Here is a 16,223-nt window from a genome sequence, read left to right on the forward strand (position 1 = left end):
TAAAAAAGCTTTTATGAAACAAGATAATCAAGTATTTGATAATTTGTTAGATTTAGTAGGCAATACTCCGCTTGTTAAACTTAATAAAATAGCTTCTAAGTTGAAAGGTAATTTTTATGCAAAATTAGAATCTTTCAATCCAGGACATTCCTCAAAAGATAGAATCGCATTGCATATTATAGAACAAGCCGAGGCGCAAGGTATTCTTTCTCCAGGTGACACAATAATAGAAACGACATCGGGTAACACTGGGTTTAGTTTGGCGATGGTAAGTATAATTAAGGGTTATGAATGTGTTTTAGCAGTAAGTTCAAAATCGTCTCCAGACAAGATTGATATGCTAAAAACCATGGGGGCAAAGGTTTATGTTTGTCCTGCTCATGTTAGTGCAGATGATCCGAGGTCGTACTATGAGGTTGCTAAGCGTTTGCATTCAGAAATAAAAGGATCCGTTTATATTAATCAATATTTTAATCAATTAAATATTGATGCACATTATAAATCTACAGGTCCTGAAATTTGGAAGCAAACCGAAGGTAAAATTACTCATTTGGTGGCTTGTAGTGGTACGGGAGGAACCATTTCTGGTACGGCGAAATATTTAAAAGAACAAAATCCTAATATCAATATTATTGGTGTTGATGCTTTTGGTTCCGTGATTAAGAAATATCATGAAACGAGAGAGTTTGATGAAAAAGAAATCTATCCTTATAGAATAGAAGGATTAGGTAAAAACTTAATTCCTGGGGCAACAGATTTTGATTTAATAGATGAATTTGTAAAAGTAACAGATGAGGATAGTGCGCATACTGCACGTCATATAGCACGCACAGAAGGTATGTTTGTAGGCTATACTTCAGGTGCTGCAACGCAAGCCTTGTTGCAATTAAGTGAGCAAGAGCGTTTTAAAGAGAATGACCTTGTTGTAGTTATTTATCCAGATCATGGCGCAAGATATATGAGTAAGGTTTACAGCGATAAATGGATGGAAGATCAAGGATTTTTTGATAGTATCAATGAAGCTTCAGCTGAAACAATTCAGTATATAAAATAATATAAATCATATTTTTAGAAAGAGATTAAGTTTTGCTTATACGGTAAGATTTAATCTCTTTTTTTATTTTATTAATAATTGAGGGCCAAAAATTATGCTCAGAACAGATAAATAATTAATTTTGCAGCAATTAACTTTGGGCTTCTAATATTTTTCAAACCTCTGATAATGTTACTTGAAAATGATTGTATGCTTCAATAGATGTCTTTAAATTAAGAGCAATAAGATTTAGTATAAATGAAAGATTTATTTGATAAAATTTACAGAGATAAAGGACCTTTAGGAAAATGGGCTTCTCAGGCAGAAGGTTATTTTGTATTTCCTAAATTAGAAGGTGAAATTTCAAATCGCATGAAATTTCAAGGTAAGGAAGTTATCACTTGGAGTATCAATGATTACTTAGGGTTGGCAAATCATCCTGAAGTTCGAAAAGTAGATGCTGAAGCAGCTGCGAAATATGGTTCAGCTTATCCTATGGGAGCTAGAATGATGTCTGGTCATACAGACTTACATGAAAAATTGCAAAACGAGCTAGCCTCTTTTGTTAACAAAGAAGCAGCATACCTTTTAAACTTTGGCTATCAAGGCATGGTTTCAACTATTGATGCACTTGTAGCTAAAGATGATATCATTGTTTATGATGTTGATGCTCATGCATGTATTATTGATGGTGTGCGCTTACACATGGGTAAACGTTTTACTTATAAGCATAACGATGTTGTTAGTTTAGAAAAGAATTTGGAGCGTGCAACTAAAATGGCTGAACAAACAGGCGGAGGAATACTTGTTATTTCTGAAGGTGTTTTTGGAATGCGAGGAGAGCAAGGGCGTTTGAAGGAGATTGTTGAGCTAAAGAAAAAATTCAAATTCAGATTATTTGTTGATGATGCTCATGGATTTGGAACTTTAGGTGCAACAGGTGCCGGTGCTGGTGAGGAACAAGGGGTTCAAGAAGATATTGATGTGTATTTTGCAACGTTTGCAAAATCATTAGCAAGTACAGGTGCGTTTATTGCTGCAGATCAAGAAATTATAGATTATTTAAAATATAATTTACGATCTCAAATGTTTGCCAAGTCCTTACAGATGCAATTGGTGGAAGGTGCGCTTAAGCGTTTGGATATGTTAAGAACTATGCCTGAACTTAAGAATAAACTATGGGAGAATGTGAATGCATTACAATCAGGTTTAAAAGAGAGAGGTTTTGATATTGGTACAACACAAAGTTGTGTAACTCCGGTTTATTTAAAAGGAAGTATCCCTGAGGCAATGGCTTTAGTTAAGGACTTACGTGAAAATTATGGAATATTTTGTTCTATTGTGGTTTACCCAGTAATTCCAAGGGGTATGATACTATTAAGACTTATTCCAACAGCAACGCATACATTAGAAGACGTAACAGAAACACTTAATGCTTTTGATAAGATAAGAGAGCGATTACACAATGGAACCTACAAAAGATTATCAGCAGCGGTAATGGCTGCAATGGGAGAGTAGGCTGTAAGTGATATTATATATAAAACTAAAAATCCGATTCAATTTTGAATCGGATTTTTTTATTTAATATTTTTCTTGAACGTTTTTCTTTTTCGATAGGTTTCAGAAGTAAAGTGTCTCCATATTTTTCGGGCAGCCTCATTATTTTCAAGTTCTGGTGTTCTATAGCACATTTTAATGCCTTTTTTAATAAATAGTTCGTGATACTCATTAAAAATTATTGAATGAACACCTTTATTTTGATAATCCGGACGTACCCCAATTAAGTAGAACACTGCATCCTTGCCATATTTCTTAGCATGTAAAATATGTGTGAATCCAAACGGAAATAACTTTCCTTTTGCTTTTTGTAAGGCCTTGGCAAAAGAAGGCATAACAATAGCAAATCCTATTAAAGCATTCTGACTGTCAACAACAAATTTGATATATTCCGGGTTAACAAAACTGATGAATTTTTTCTTAAAGTATGCAATTTGTTCATCACTTACAGGAACGAATGAAGGGAGCGACGCATAACTTATATTAAAAAGCTCAAACATTTCATCTACATAAGGCATAACTTCAGAGGTTTTTGTAAAATTAATTGCTCGAAGTTTGTATCGTCTTTTTATTAGATCCTGAACTTTATAGAAAACATCCTTATTGATGTTAGTAAAAGGAATTTTAGTTTCTACATATTCCTTTTCAATTTTAAACCCAGAAGCTTCATAATGTTTAGCGTAATAGGGGTGATTATACCAAGTAACCATAAGAGCGATGGTATCAAAACCTTCAGTTACAACACCTACCTTATCCAAATTAGAGAATCCAACCGGACCTTCAACAAATTCTAAATCATGTTTCTTTCCAATGTCTTGAACTGTGTCAAAAAGGGCTTGTGATACCTCTAAATCATCAATAAAATCACACCAACCAAAGCGCATTTTTTTTATTTTCTGTTCTTTAACTTCTACCCAATTAATAATAGCCGCAATTCTACCAACAATTTCATTATCTCTGAAACAAAGAAACAACCTGGCATCGGCGTTTTTAAAAACAGGGTTTTCTTGCTTATTAAAAGACTCTATTTCTTCGCTTATAATAGGCGGAGTCCATTGCTTACAATCCTTATATATTTTGAAGGGAAATTTTACAAAATCTTTTAATTCCTTTTTAGTCTGTACTTCTTTTAGTGTTACCATATCATATTAAAGATTTTGAATTATTAATCGTCGTCAAAATCTATTTCTCGTTTTTTTCCTTTTTCAACTGGATCCGTAGTTTTTAAATCGTCCTTTAATCTCCTTTTTCGACCTTCTTTGTTTTTTTGTCTTCTGGCTTCTTCTTCGACAGAATCACCGTTATTTATGTCGTCACTTTTGTCTTTGTCCTTATGAAAATCTAATCTATATGATGCACCAAAACTTATGTTGAAAACTGATGGCGTATCCTTTGTGTTAAAGGTGATGGCTGTGTCTAATTGAAAATCCTTTTTCATTAAATAGGCGCCACCAAATCGAAATAAATTATCCGCATAAAAATCACTTTGAATGCCCTGAGTTTCCCCAAAGATAACCCATTCTGGACTTAGTGATCGGGTTAAAGTTAGTATATATGAGAAATCAGACTGGTTAGTACCTATGCGGTCCATGATTAAATTCATAACAAACACCCAGCCACCATTAAAATTGTTTTGTGTGGCAATCATTATTTTTGGACTGAAACCTTCAATTCCTGGTGCTGTATATGGGTTAGATTCTGTGTCAAAATTACCACCAAGATATGCAGATACGGCAGGGATTAATGAATTCCATTTAAACTTTCTATTTGCTTTCCAGCTATATAAATCTGGTTTCTCTTCTTCTGCATTTTTATTTGGATCGTAAACTAAATATTTTAGACCAAATGCTAAAAATTTAAAATTCGCACGCTTACTATCAGTCGAAATATTGGAAGTGAATGTTTTTGAGTCATTTTGATAGGTTCCTTCTACATTAAATTCTAATTCTTCCAATAAAAAGCCATAGCGCGCTGCAAAATCAATCCCAAATCCAGAAACCTCATACGCCGCAGCAGGCGTTCTTTTCTCTTTTACAAAATATGGCCCAATTTCTATCTGAGCAACATTAGTACCTACTGAAAAAGCACTTCTTGAAGCTCCTGGGCGATTGGAGTTTATAACATCAGTATATTGACAAAATCCATGAATACTTGTTAAACACAATAAAATAAAAAATGTTGATTTTAAAAAGTTCATAGGGATGACAGTCAAAAGTGCGTTTTAAAGGTTGTCAAATATAGATATTTTATACTTTTTTTATTAGTATAGAATGTTTTTTAAGTATGGAGAATTGTATTTTTGTTTTAAAATTACAGTTATGTTACAATATGCATCTGCAACGGGTCTTGTGAAGATGATACTTATTATCCTTTTAATTTATTTTGGATTTAAAATTCTGGCCCGTCTTTTTATGCCTTTTTTTTTAAAATATGTTGCTAAAAAAGCAGAGCAACGTTTTGGTGGTCAATTCGGACAATTTCAGAAAGGACCTAAACAAGAAACTTCGCGAAAAGAAGGAGAAGTAATTATTGATAAAGTTCCTAAAACAAAAACTTCAAATAAAGACGTCGGGGATTACGTTGATTTCGAAGAAATTGATTAATTTCCAAAACCATTTTTTAATTCATTTTCATGTCATTTCCTTTTAAAAAGTTAGTACCTCATAGTCTTGTTATTTTGGGGTTTATAATCATATCATTAGCTTATTTCAGTCCAGTTTTAAAAGGTAAAGCTATATTTCAAAATGATATCGTGCAATATATTGGCATGAGTAAGCAGCAAAAAGACTTTAAAGCTGATACTGGCGAAGAAACATATTGGACCAATAGTGCTTTTGGCGGAATGCCAACATATCAATTAGGAGCAAGATATCCCCATAACTATATTAAAAAATTGGATTTGGCACTTCGGTTTTTACCAAGACCAGCAGACTATTTGTTTCTCTATTTGTTGAGTTTTTATGTGTTCCTTTTGGTTTTAAAAGTTGATTTCAAACTAGCCGCATTAGGAGCTTTAGCTTTTGGGTTCTCCACGTATTTAATTATCATTCTTGGGGTAGGTCACAACAGTAAAGCGCATGCCATAGCATATATGCCTTTAGTTTTAAGTGGAATCATTTTGGTTTTTCAGAAGAAATATATTGGCGGTTTTTTACTAACCACGGTTGCAATGGGCTTGGAATTAGTTTCAAATCATTTTCAGATGACCTATTATTTGCTCCTACTAGTCATGGTATTGGGTATTGCTTATTTGATAGATGCTTACAGAAAACAAGAGCTTCCTCATTATTTTAAATCTATAGGTGTATTAATTACAGCTGTAGTATTATCTATTGCGTTGAATGCTTCTAATATATTAGCAACCAATGAGTATGTAAAAGAAAGTAAGCGCGGTAAGAGTGAATTAACAATAAACGCCGATGGTTCGACAAAAGAGGTTACTTCTGGCTTGGACAAAGCCTATATTACACAATTTAGTTATGGCATAATTGAAACCTTCAATTTATATATTCCACGTTTTATGGGCGGTGGTAATAGTGAAGATGTTGGCAAAGATTCTGCGACCTACGAAGCACTAAGGAAGCTTGGTGCAACAACAACACAAGCAGCGCAAGAAGCTAAACGAGCACCAACCTATTGGGGAGATCAGCCTATTGTTGAAGCTCCAGCTTATGTAGGAGCCGTGGTTTTGTTTTTGTTCGTTTTTGCATTGTTTTTAGTAAAAGGACGATTGAAATGGTGGCTCGTTGGAGGCACTATATTATCCTTGTTATTGTCTTATGGCAAAAATCAACCATTTGCTTTTTTAACAGACTTCTTTATTGACTATGTGCCTTTGTATAATAAGTTTAGGGCAGTGAGTTCTATTCAGGTAATATTGGAATTATGTATACCAGCATTGGCAGTATTTGGTTTAGTCAAGCTATTTAAGGATTCTGAAAATAAAGAACGAAAACTTGTAGCACTTAAATATGCAATTGGAATTACTGCTGGTTTAGCGTTGATCTTTTTATTCTTTAAATCATCTTTATTTGATTTTATTGGACTTAATGATGGGTATTATCGCCAAAATTACGGACAGGATTATATTGACGCCTTAAAATCAGATAGAAAAACAATATTTACTGAAGACACAATACGTTCATTAATTTTAGTTTCCCTTTCTGCTGGAATCGTTTTTATGTTTTTAAAAGAGAAATTAAAAAGGGATTGGGTGATTGCAGGTTTTTTTATTCTAATACTGTTTGATTTGATTGGAGTGGATAAACGTTATGTGAATAATGACGATTTTGTTTCGGGTATCAAAATGAGTAAACCATTTCAAGCTAATGAGGTTGATAAGTATATATTACAAGACAAATCGCATTACAGGGTTTATGATTTGGTGTCAGGGCCATCTAAGCCTTCATATTACCATAATTCGCTAAATGGCTATAATGCTGCCGAATTGCGAAGGTATAGTGAGGTTTATGATTTTTATTTAACACAGAATAACATCAATATACTTAGTATGCTAAATACAAAATATATTGTTGCTCAAGATGAAGAGGGAAAAGCATTTCCTTATGAGAATGATGAAGTTAATGGTAATGCTTGGTTTGTAAAACAGTTAGTAAAAGTTAATTCCGCTAATGAAGAGATATTAGCTATAGATAGTTTAGATACAAAACAAAAGGCCATTTTTTCAAATCAGCCAAAGCTTAATATGTTTAAGGAGTTAAAGACTAACTATGCTGTAGATTCCCTGTCAAAAATTGAATTAGAACAAGTTACCCCCAACTATTTAAAGTATAACACAACAAACTCTCAAGATGGTTTTGCCGTGTTTTCTGAAATATATTATGGTCATGGTTGGAAAACATTTATTGACGGTAAACAAGTTGAACATATTAGAGTGAATTATATTTTGAGAGGCATGCCTGTGCCTGCAGGAAATCACATTATTGAATTTAAATTTGAGCCAGATGTTGTTAAAACTGGAAGTAAGATTACTTTAGCAAGTTCTATTTTGTTTGTGTTGCTTTTATTTGTTGGTGTATTTTATGAGTATAAAAAAAAGTGAATACATAAATCTTATTTATAGGTGCTGATTCACATAAATATTTAGGAGGAGAGATTATTGTTTTCGCAGGAATTAAAAGATGAATAAGAAAAAAGTTCTCATCATTACATATTATTGGCCTCCAGCAGGTGGGCCTGGAGTTCAACGATGGTTAAAGTTTGTTAAGTATTTACCAGAATTCAACGTTGAACCTATTGTTTTTATTCCTGAAAACCCCAATTATCCGTTAATAGATAACAGTTTGAAATCTGAAGTTTCAGATGATATAACTATTATTAAATACCCTATAAAAGAACCTTATAGAGTAGCTGGTATCCTTTCTAAGAAATCATCGCAAACCATGAGCAAGGGAGTGATTTCAGAAGAGAAAAAGCAATCTTTTATTGAAAAGTTTATGCTTTTTATAAGAGGTAATTTCTTTATTCCAGATGCGCGTATAAGTTGGGTTAAACCGTCTGCAAATGTTCTTTTAGAAATTATAGAAAAAGAAAAAATTGATACGCTCATTACTACAGGTCCTCCGCATAGCGTTCATCTCATAGGCTTAAGACTTAAAGAAAAAAGAGGATTACGATGGCTTGCTGATTTTAGAGACCCTTGGACTAGCATAGGATATCATAAACAATTAAGAATAACAAAAAACGCTGAAAGGAAGCACAAAAAACTTGAGAATTGCGTGTTGAATTCGGCAGATCAACTACTTGTTACAAGTAACAACACTAAAAGTGAATTCAGAAAAATAACCAATAGACCTATCGAGGTAATTACAAATGGTTATGATGATGAGCCAGTTATTGATTTTGAAAAGGATAAGAAATTCACTATAGCTCACATAGGCTCCCTTTTATCAAAGCGGAATCCTATGAATTTATGGAAGGCTTTAAGTGAATTGGTAAAAGAAAATCATGAATTTGCCAAAGATTTACAGATCAGATTTGTTGGTGTTGTTGGAGAAAATATACTTGAGTCGTTAAGAGATTTAAATTTGAGTGATTATTTTGATGATATAGGATATGTTTCACATAATCAATCTATAATGTATCAAAAAAAGTCGCAATTATTGTTGTTAATTGAAATTGATTCAGAAGAAACGAAGTCAATAATTCCAGGTAAATTATTTGAATATATGGTTTCAGGAAGACCTATAATTTCTATAGGTCCAAAGGATACGGATGTTGAAAAAATCATCAAGGAAACCAATACAGGAAACCACTTCTATTATGACGATTACGAATCATTAAAAAGCATTATCTTAGAACATTATAAGGCGTTTAAAAATGATGAATTGGAAACTTACCCAATAGGATTACAAAAATACCATAGAAAGTCATTAACACATTCACTATCAAAATTACTTTAAATGGGAGTAGTTGCTACGCAATCCTTTAAAAATATTGTTTCTACGTATTTAGGTTTTTTTATTGGAGCGATTAACACCTTATTTCTTTATACCGAATTTTTGAGTGACAAATACTATGGGATGGTAGGGTATATGCTGTCCTTAGCTTATGTTGTTATGCCGCTCATGGCATTTGGAATGCATAATACTTTAATAAAATTCTATTCTTCATTTAAAACTAGGGTGTCTCTGAACAGCTTTTTAACATTGGTGTTATTTTTACCCATGCTTATTATTATTCCAATAATTATCTTAACATACTTAAGCTATGATGTGATTGTTGGGTTTCTATCTAAGGAAAATGAAATTATCAAAGGGTATTTATGGCATACCATATGTATTGCAATAGCACTCGCTTATTTTGAGGTGCTTTTTGCATGGGCCAAAGTGCAAATGCAAACAGTATTTGGTAATTTTATGAAGGAAGTTTTTCATAGAGTGGGTGCAATGATACTGTTGTTTTTACTCTACTTAAAACTTATTGATGTTGAGCAGTTTATGACTGGACTTGTTGTGGTTTATGCACTAAGAACTTTAGTGATGAAATTTTATGCTTTTAGTATTAAGTTCCCTGTAATAACGTTTAAAAAAATAAACAATATAGGAAGTATATTAAAGTACTCATTTTTAATAATTATTGCAGGTTCTATAGCTACAGTATTATTAGACGTTGATAAAGTCATGTTGGGTTATTATATTGATATAGAACAAATTGCTTATTATAATGTTGCTATTTTTATAGCTACGGTCATCGCGGTCCCGCAGCGATCTATGCACCAAATATTAATGCCCTTATCCGCGAAATTTTTAAATGAAAAGAATTTCGATGCTTTAGAAGATTTGTATAAACGCAGTTCTTTAAACTTGTTTATTGTTGGAGGTTTTATTTTTTTACTCATTATTCTTAATATCAATCAGTTGTATCGTATTATCCCTGATGAGTTTAGTGGTGGTTTATTTGTTGTTTTTATAATAAGTCTCTCAAAATTATATGATACCATATTGGGGAGTAATAACGCCATTTTATTTAATAGTGATTATTATAGAATGGTATTAGTTTTGGGCGTTGTTTTAGTTGCTCTAATGGTCATGCTGAATATAATTTTTATTCCTTGGCTGGGAATAAATGGGGCAGGAGTTGCTACTTTTCTAGCTGTGTTTGTTTATAATAGTATCAAGATTTACTTTGTTTATCGTAAATTTAAAATATTCCCATTCACAAAACAGTCATTAAACATTGCTACTTTAGTTTTAATTAGTACACTTTTGTTTTACTTTTGGGACTTCCCATTTCATCCCATTATCAATATCGCTTTAAAGTCTGTATTACTAGGTGTATTATATGTTTTTGTAATATATCGTTTTAATTTTTCAGCCGATTTATCTGTTCAAATTAGAAAATATTTGAAACTAAAATAATATTCAGGTTTAAAAGCAATTCTTTATAAAAAGAAAAACCCTGCAGGATTGCTTTGAGGCAAACATATTGCAAGGTTTTTCAAACTAACCAACCAAAAATTTTTATTGTCGTCTTCCAACAGAAGATTTTATAGTTTTATTAGAATTACTCCTGTTTTGTGTGAAATTGTTTTTCTTATTTTTAATAGCATTGGAAACCTTGTTTTTTTTCGTAATGCTATTCGTTTTTGTGTTATATCTAGCTGTTTTATTAGTTTTTGGGCTCCGAGTCTCTATATTATATTTACGAGTATTGAAGCGCTTTGGTTCTTGACTTGATATATTATTATGGTTAACGTTAGGTCTTTCTTTTTTAGTGTATTTTACTCGAGTATTTTGATTAACCACACGTCTTTTAATATTGTTTTTTGAGGGTGAATTTAAAGTCATTGTATTCGAATTTCTGTTAAAATCCTTATTATCAGATGTTTTTAAGGTACTAGGGTTACCGTTTGAACGCATATTAGTATTGTGAGTCTTAGCTCTGTTATTTCTAGTCATACTAGCGTATTGATTATTCCTTTTGGTCTTCACGCTATTTCCCTTAGAAGCATACTTTTCTTTGTGTTTTTTATTTACCCTTCTTGAACTTGCATTTCTATTAATACTGGTTACATTATGTTTGCTTCTATTTACCGTAGCGTATCTACTGTTTTTGTATATATGCTTTCCATGTTTAGAACCAATTGATGTATATGGCCTATAATTGTTGTATAAACGTCTATTGTAAGTGTATCTCACGGGATAGTAGTATCTTCTGTAGGGTTTATGATATACTACAGTATATCTAGGAGAGGGAATACAATAGTAATTGTACCTAGGTTTGTATGTATAAACTCGATTATATGTATTAATGAAACCAGAGCAATATAGAAATTGGTTGTATTGATTATAGTTTACGTATAATCCTCCAATTCTAGATATATTACCGTAGTTGTTATAGTAAATGTTTGTATTTCCTGCCTGAATAATACGGCCATAATCATCATAATATATTGGACTATTTTGTATTTGTATAATAGCGCCGTATTCATCATATTGCACATAATTACTATAGTTATAACCTGTGTTAAAGCTAATATTTGTGGCTCCAGAACTATAAGTGATGTCCATTCTGCCATTGCTAGATAGAATATTAAAATCAAATTGCCCATCACGAAATACCGAAAACTCAATATTGTTTTCAACAAAAATGAAAGAATTTCCATTTTGGGTATAATTTGAATTATTAAAACTAGCCGCTTCAATATTAATCGCATTGGCCAACGTAGTTATGAAAAAAAATAAACTTAAAATTAAGTAGAATAAACTGTTTTGAATTCTCTTGGAAATAAGTAATTGCTCATGATAGACTTGTGACATATACATATGGATAGATTTAAGGGTTACACTAACCTAAAAACAAACAACGTGCCATAATTTTTATTACCCATACGATTTTGCAAGGTATACTGCCTAGTTTCTTTGTAAATACTGGTGGTTCTAGCGTTTCATTAATTACAGAAAAAACTAGAAAACTCTGTTGTTTATGTTAAAATTTAAGCAAGAAACACAGTTTTGTAAACGAAATAATTGATTTCTCAAGCTATTTATGTTTAGGTTTTAATTTGTGTCATTCTTTAAAAGGAATACTTGAATTGTCTAATAAATACTATAAAAGTTTTGTTAAGAATTATTATTTAATATGTGTATTTTTATGTTTGTAAACGAAAATTGATGAAAAAGAACAAAGAAGCTTGTAAAAACTGCGAAAAACTATTTAAAGATAGTTTTAAGTTTTGCCCTTATTGCGGCCAGCAAGCTAAAGATGAATTGACAGTTAAGGTGTTGTTTTACAATACAATAAGTAACTATTTTTCATTTGATGCACGTTTCTTTAAAAGCTTTTTCCCATTATTATTAAGGCCAGGTTATTTAGCTGCAAAATTTATTGAAGGAAAGCGCTTGTTATATTTACATCCCGCTCAGATGTATTTATTTATTGCAGTTGTATTTTTCTTTTTGTTTTCTTTTATACAGCGAGAACAGGTTCGTACTGTAGATGCTCAACTAGATAAGGCCTTAGGACAAGAAAAAAGGGAGGTTAATGATTCAGTGGTTAAAAGCACATTACAAAAAGAAATAAATAAGGATTCTTTAGAGTTAATTGAATTAGGTAATATTCTTAAGACGTATGATTTACCTCAGGATATTTCAGAAAAGGAATTAGATTCTTTGTTGAATAAAGAAAACTTAAACAGTAATGGTTTATTTAATTTTGATTATAATAAAAGTATTGATTCATTAATTGCAATAGGTGCTCCAAACAAGGTTATATATGAACATTTTGGAATGAGTGCCAACGCAGGTTTTTTAGAAAGACGTTTTTATGCCCAGTCCCTTAAACTATATAAAACCAGAGGCGGGGGCAGCGTACTTCAGGCGTTTTATGATGCCATTCCAATAGCCATGTTTGTCCTTTTGCCAATATTTGCTTTAATTTTAAAACTGCTTTATTACAAACATGGACTTTATGCACATCATTTAGTCTTTAGTTTTTACTATTTCTCTTTTTTGTTTACTGTATTTAGCATAATACTTGGGATTAATTTCCTTTTTGATATTCCAGATTCATTAGATTTTTTAATTATGCTTTCTACATTTATATACTTACTTTTAGCCTTAAAGCGATTCTATATGCAAGGATGGTTTAGAAGTTTTATAAAAGCTAGTGTGGCTTCATTTTTGTTTTTAATACTAGTTAGCCCTCTAGCAGCTATCATATTAGGTACTATAGCCTTTTTGTTTTATTAGGTAAATTTCTAGAAATATAAGTCTAAAAAAAATCATACCATACTAAATCTAGATAGGCACAAGCGAAAGAATTATAAACTTTTCTAGTCGCTTTTAATAGACATTAAGGAAAAAATAGCAAAGGGCTTATAGTTTCTCTTTTAAATACCTTCCTGTTTCAGATTCATTGACCAGAACTAATTCTTCAGGCGTTCCGGAGGCAACCAGGTTTCCCCCAAGCTCTCCTCCAGTAGGACCTAAATCAATAATATGATCGGCACATTTTATAAGATCTAAATTATGTTCCACAACTATGATTGAGTGCCCTTTTTCAATTAAAGCATTAAAAGATGTTAAAAGCTTTTGTATATCATGGAAATGTAGCCCAGTAGTAGGTTCATCAAAAATGAAAAGCGATTTTTCCTTATTGTTGCCTTTACCTAAAAAGGAAGCCAATTTAATACGTTGGGCTTCTCCACCTGAAAGGGTGGAAGAACTCTGTCCTAAAGTAACATAGCCTAATCCCACATCTTGCAGTGGTTGCAGTTTGTTCTTGATTTTGGATTGCCCGTTGGCATCAAAAAAGGCAATGGCGTCATCAATGGTGAAATTCAAAATATCATCAATATTCTTTTCTGCAAACATCACCTCCAAAACTTCTTTTTTAAAGCGCTTACCCTTGCAAGTTTCACATTCTAGATGCACGTCGGCCATAAATTGCATTTCAATTGTAACTTCACCTTCTCCCTTGCAAGTCTCACAACGTCCGCTATCTACATTAAATGAGAAATGTTTTGCTTGGTAGTTTCTTATTGCACTTAGTTTTTGTTTGGAATACAAGGCGCGTATGTCATCATAAGCTTTTATGTAAGTTACTGGGTTGGATCGGGAAGAACGACCAATAGGATTTTGGTCAACAAATTCAATTTGATTAATGTTCGAAAAATCACCATTTAAAGATGTAAACTGACCTGGTTTATCACCAAAATCAGTTAATTTTTTTTGAAGCGCTGGAAAAAGTATTTTTTTCACCAATGTACTTTTGCCACTGCCTGAAACACCTGTTATAACCGTAAGCATACCAAGCGGAAAACTTACATCAATGTTTTTTAAGTTGTGCTCTCGGGCTCCAATAATATCAACGTGGTATTTTGAAGTCCTCCTAGTTTTTGGAACTTCAATTTTTAAGTCTTCGTTTAAATATTTTGCCGTTAAAGATTCAGATTTCAAAATATCATCATAAGTACCTTTAGCAACTACATGACCTCCAAGTGTGCCAGCCTCTGGGCCTATATCAATAATATTATTTGCTGCTTTCATAATGTCTTCATCATGTTCAACAACTATAACGGTATTACCCAAGTCACGCAACGATTTCAAAACTAAAATTAATCGTTCTGTATCCTTGGGGTGAAGGCCAATGCTCGGTTCGTCTAAGATATACATAGATCCCACTAAGCTACTCCCAAGAGACGTGGCTAGGTTAATTCTTTGACTTTCCCCACCCGATAGTGTATTTGACTTTCTATTAAGTGTTAAATAATCAAGACCTACATTAGTTAAAAACGATAATCTATTATTGATTTCTTTTAGTAAACGGTTAGCAATTTTTGCATCATTACCATTTAATTCTAGATGCTTAAAAAAGTGTGCTAATTTATCTATTGGCATTTCTACCAAATCTGTAATGGTTGAATTGGCTATTTTGACATTATTAGCTTCGGCTCTCAGGCGTTTACCATCACAAGTTTGACATTTTGTTTTTCCGCGATACCTAGATAGCATCACGCGATTCTGTATTTTGTAAGCTTTAGATTCTAATTCAGCAAAAAACGAATTTAGTCCCTCAAAATATTCATTACCAGTCCAAATCAATTTCTTTTGTGATGCAGTTAATTCGAAATATGGCTTATGAATGGGGAAATCAAATTTATATGACTTATTAACCAGTTGATCTTTGTACCAACTCATACTTTCTCCGCGCCATGGAAAAATAGCATTTTCATATACAGACAGACCCGTATTTGGAATAACCAAATTTTCATCAATCCCAATGACATCACCGTAACCTTCACAGTCAGGACAAGCTCCGTAGGGATTATTAAAACTAAACAAATGAACATTGGGTTCCAAAAAGGTGAGGCCGTCTAATTCAAACTTGTTGCTAAATATGCGTTGCTTGTTATCTTTTAACGTTTCAATAATGCAGGTGCCTTTACCTTCGAAAAAGGCGGTTTGGACCGCATCTGCAAGTCGATTATAAAAATCTTCTTCGTCCTTTACAATAATTCTATCAACTACTAATAATATGGACTGCTTAGTAGATGTTGACGTAAACTCATCAATTCTAATTACTTTATCACCCAATTTTATACGCGCATAACCTTGCTGTTGTAAAGCTTTTAGTTTGTCTTCAATAGAGCGTCCATCTTCTAGATGTATTGGCGCGAGAAGCAGTAGTTTTTCCCGTTCTGCAAAGGTTTTAATATGTTTAATAACATCTGAAACCGAATTCTTTTTAACTTCCAACCCAGAAATAGGTGAGTAGGTTTTGCCAATTCGAGCAAATAAAAGTTTTAAATAATCATAAATTTCGGTAGTAGTACCAACAGTAGATCGGGGGTTAGTAGAGTTTACCTTTTGTTCTATGGCGATGGCCGGTGCTATGCCTTTAATATAATCTACTTTAGGCTTATTGAGTCTTCCTAAGAATTGACGTGCATAACTTGATAAGCTTTCTACATAGCGTCTTTGACCCTCTGCGTATAGGGTGTCAAAAGCTAAACTTGATTTTCCCGATCCTGATAGACCGGTTATAACAACTAATTTATTTCTAGGAATAACAACATCAATATTTTTTAGGTTATGAAGTTTTGCACCTTTTATGATGATGTTTTCTTTTGGATTTACTTCTGAAATACTAGGAGTCATAGGCAATATAC

General features: G+C 32.5%; 11 protein-coding genes. 7 read left to right on the forward strand and 4 right to left on the reverse strand.

Annotated features, from left to right (window positions below; genetic code table 11):
* Positions 1–13: 13 nt before the first annotated feature.
* Complete coding sequence (gene capA / locus IE051_RS01185; protein ID WP_189358663.1) at positions 14–1,054, forward strand: cysteate synthase; 1,041 nt, start codon at positions 14–16, stop codon at positions 1,052–1,054.
* Between the two features lie 237 nt (positions 1,055–1,291).
* Positions 1,292–2,551 (forward strand): cysteate-C-fatty acyltransferase, encoded by a 1,260-nt coding sequence (gene capB / locus IE051_RS01190; RefSeq protein WP_189358665.1) that lies wholly within the window; start codon positions 1,292–1,294, stop codon positions 2,549–2,551.
* 59 nt (positions 2,552–2,610) lie between these two features.
* Here the strand turns inward: capB and IE051_RS01195 are convergent, their stop codons facing one another.
* Together IE051_RS01195 and IE051_RS01200 are read right to left on the reverse strand one after the other, a co-directional pair.
* Positions 2,611–3,732, reverse strand: a complete 1,122-nt coding sequence (locus IE051_RS01195; protein WP_189358667.1) for a GNAT family N-acetyltransferase — start codon at positions 3,730–3,732, stop codon at positions 2,611–2,613.
* A 23-nt stretch (positions 3,733–3,755) separates the two neighbouring features.
* On the reverse strand, positions 3,756–4,787 hold the full coding sequence (locus IE051_RS01200; protein ID WP_189358669.1) for a transporter: 1,032 nt from the start codon (positions 4,785–4,787) through the stop codon (positions 3,756–3,758).
* Positions 4,788–4,908: 121 nt separating this feature from the next.
* Here IE051_RS01200 and IE051_RS01205 point away from each other — a divergent pair, with 121 nt between their 5' ends.
* The 4 genes from IE051_RS01205 to IE051_RS01220 all read left to right on the forward strand — a co-directional run bounded on the left by IE051_RS01205 (position 4,909) and on the right by IE051_RS01220 (position 10,470).
* A complete protein-coding gene (locus tag IE051_RS01205) occupies positions 4,909–5,193 on the forward strand; it encodes a DUF4834 family protein (RefSeq protein ID WP_189358671.1) in 285 nt (94 codons plus the stop codon).
* Between the two features lie 29 nt (positions 5,194–5,222).
* A complete protein-coding gene (locus IE051_RS01210) occupies positions 5,223–7,652 on the forward strand; it encodes a YfhO family protein (RefSeq protein WP_189358673.1) in 2,430 nt (809 codons plus the stop codon).
* Positions 7,653–7,731: 79 nt separating this feature from the next.
* Positions 7,732–9,012, forward strand: a complete 1,281-nt coding sequence (locus IE051_RS01215) for a glycosyltransferase family 4 protein (RefSeq protein WP_189358675.1) — start codon at positions 7,732–7,734, stop codon at positions 9,010–9,012.
* On the forward strand, positions 9,013–10,470 hold the full coding sequence (locus IE051_RS01220) for a lipopolysaccharide biosynthesis protein (protein WP_189358677.1): 1,458 nt from the start codon (positions 9,013–9,015) through the stop codon (positions 10,468–10,470). It begins immediately after the preceding gene.
* A gap of 102 nt (positions 10,471–10,572) precedes the next feature.
* On the opposite strand, the gene IE051_RS01225 is transcribed toward IE051_RS01220, so the two are convergent.
* A complete protein-coding gene (locus IE051_RS01225; protein ID WP_189358679.1) occupies positions 10,573–11,871 on the reverse strand; it encodes a hypothetical protein in 1,299 nt (432 codons plus the stop codon).
* Positions 11,872–12,225: 354 nt separating this feature from the next.
* Between IE051_RS01225 and IE051_RS01230 the strand changes: the two genes are divergently transcribed.
* Complete coding sequence (locus IE051_RS01230; protein ID WP_189358681.1) at positions 12,226–13,302, forward strand: DUF3667 domain-containing protein; 1,077 nt, start codon at positions 12,226–12,228, stop codon at positions 13,300–13,302.
* A 126-nt stretch (positions 13,303–13,428) separates the two neighbouring features.
* On the opposite strand, the gene uvrA is transcribed toward IE051_RS01230, so the two are convergent.
* Complete coding sequence (uvrA, locus tag IE051_RS01235) at positions 13,429–16,212, reverse strand: excinuclease ABC subunit UvrA (RefSeq protein WP_189358683.1); 2,784 nt, start codon at positions 16,210–16,212, stop codon at positions 13,429–13,431.
* Between the last annotated feature and the right edge of the window lie 11 nt (positions 16,213–16,223).

The sequence above is a fragment of the Algibacter mikhailovii genome (genome assembly GCF_014651495.1).
GTDB lineage: Bacteria > Bacteroidota > Bacteroidia > Flavobacteriales > Flavobacteriaceae > Algibacter_E > Algibacter_E mikhailovii.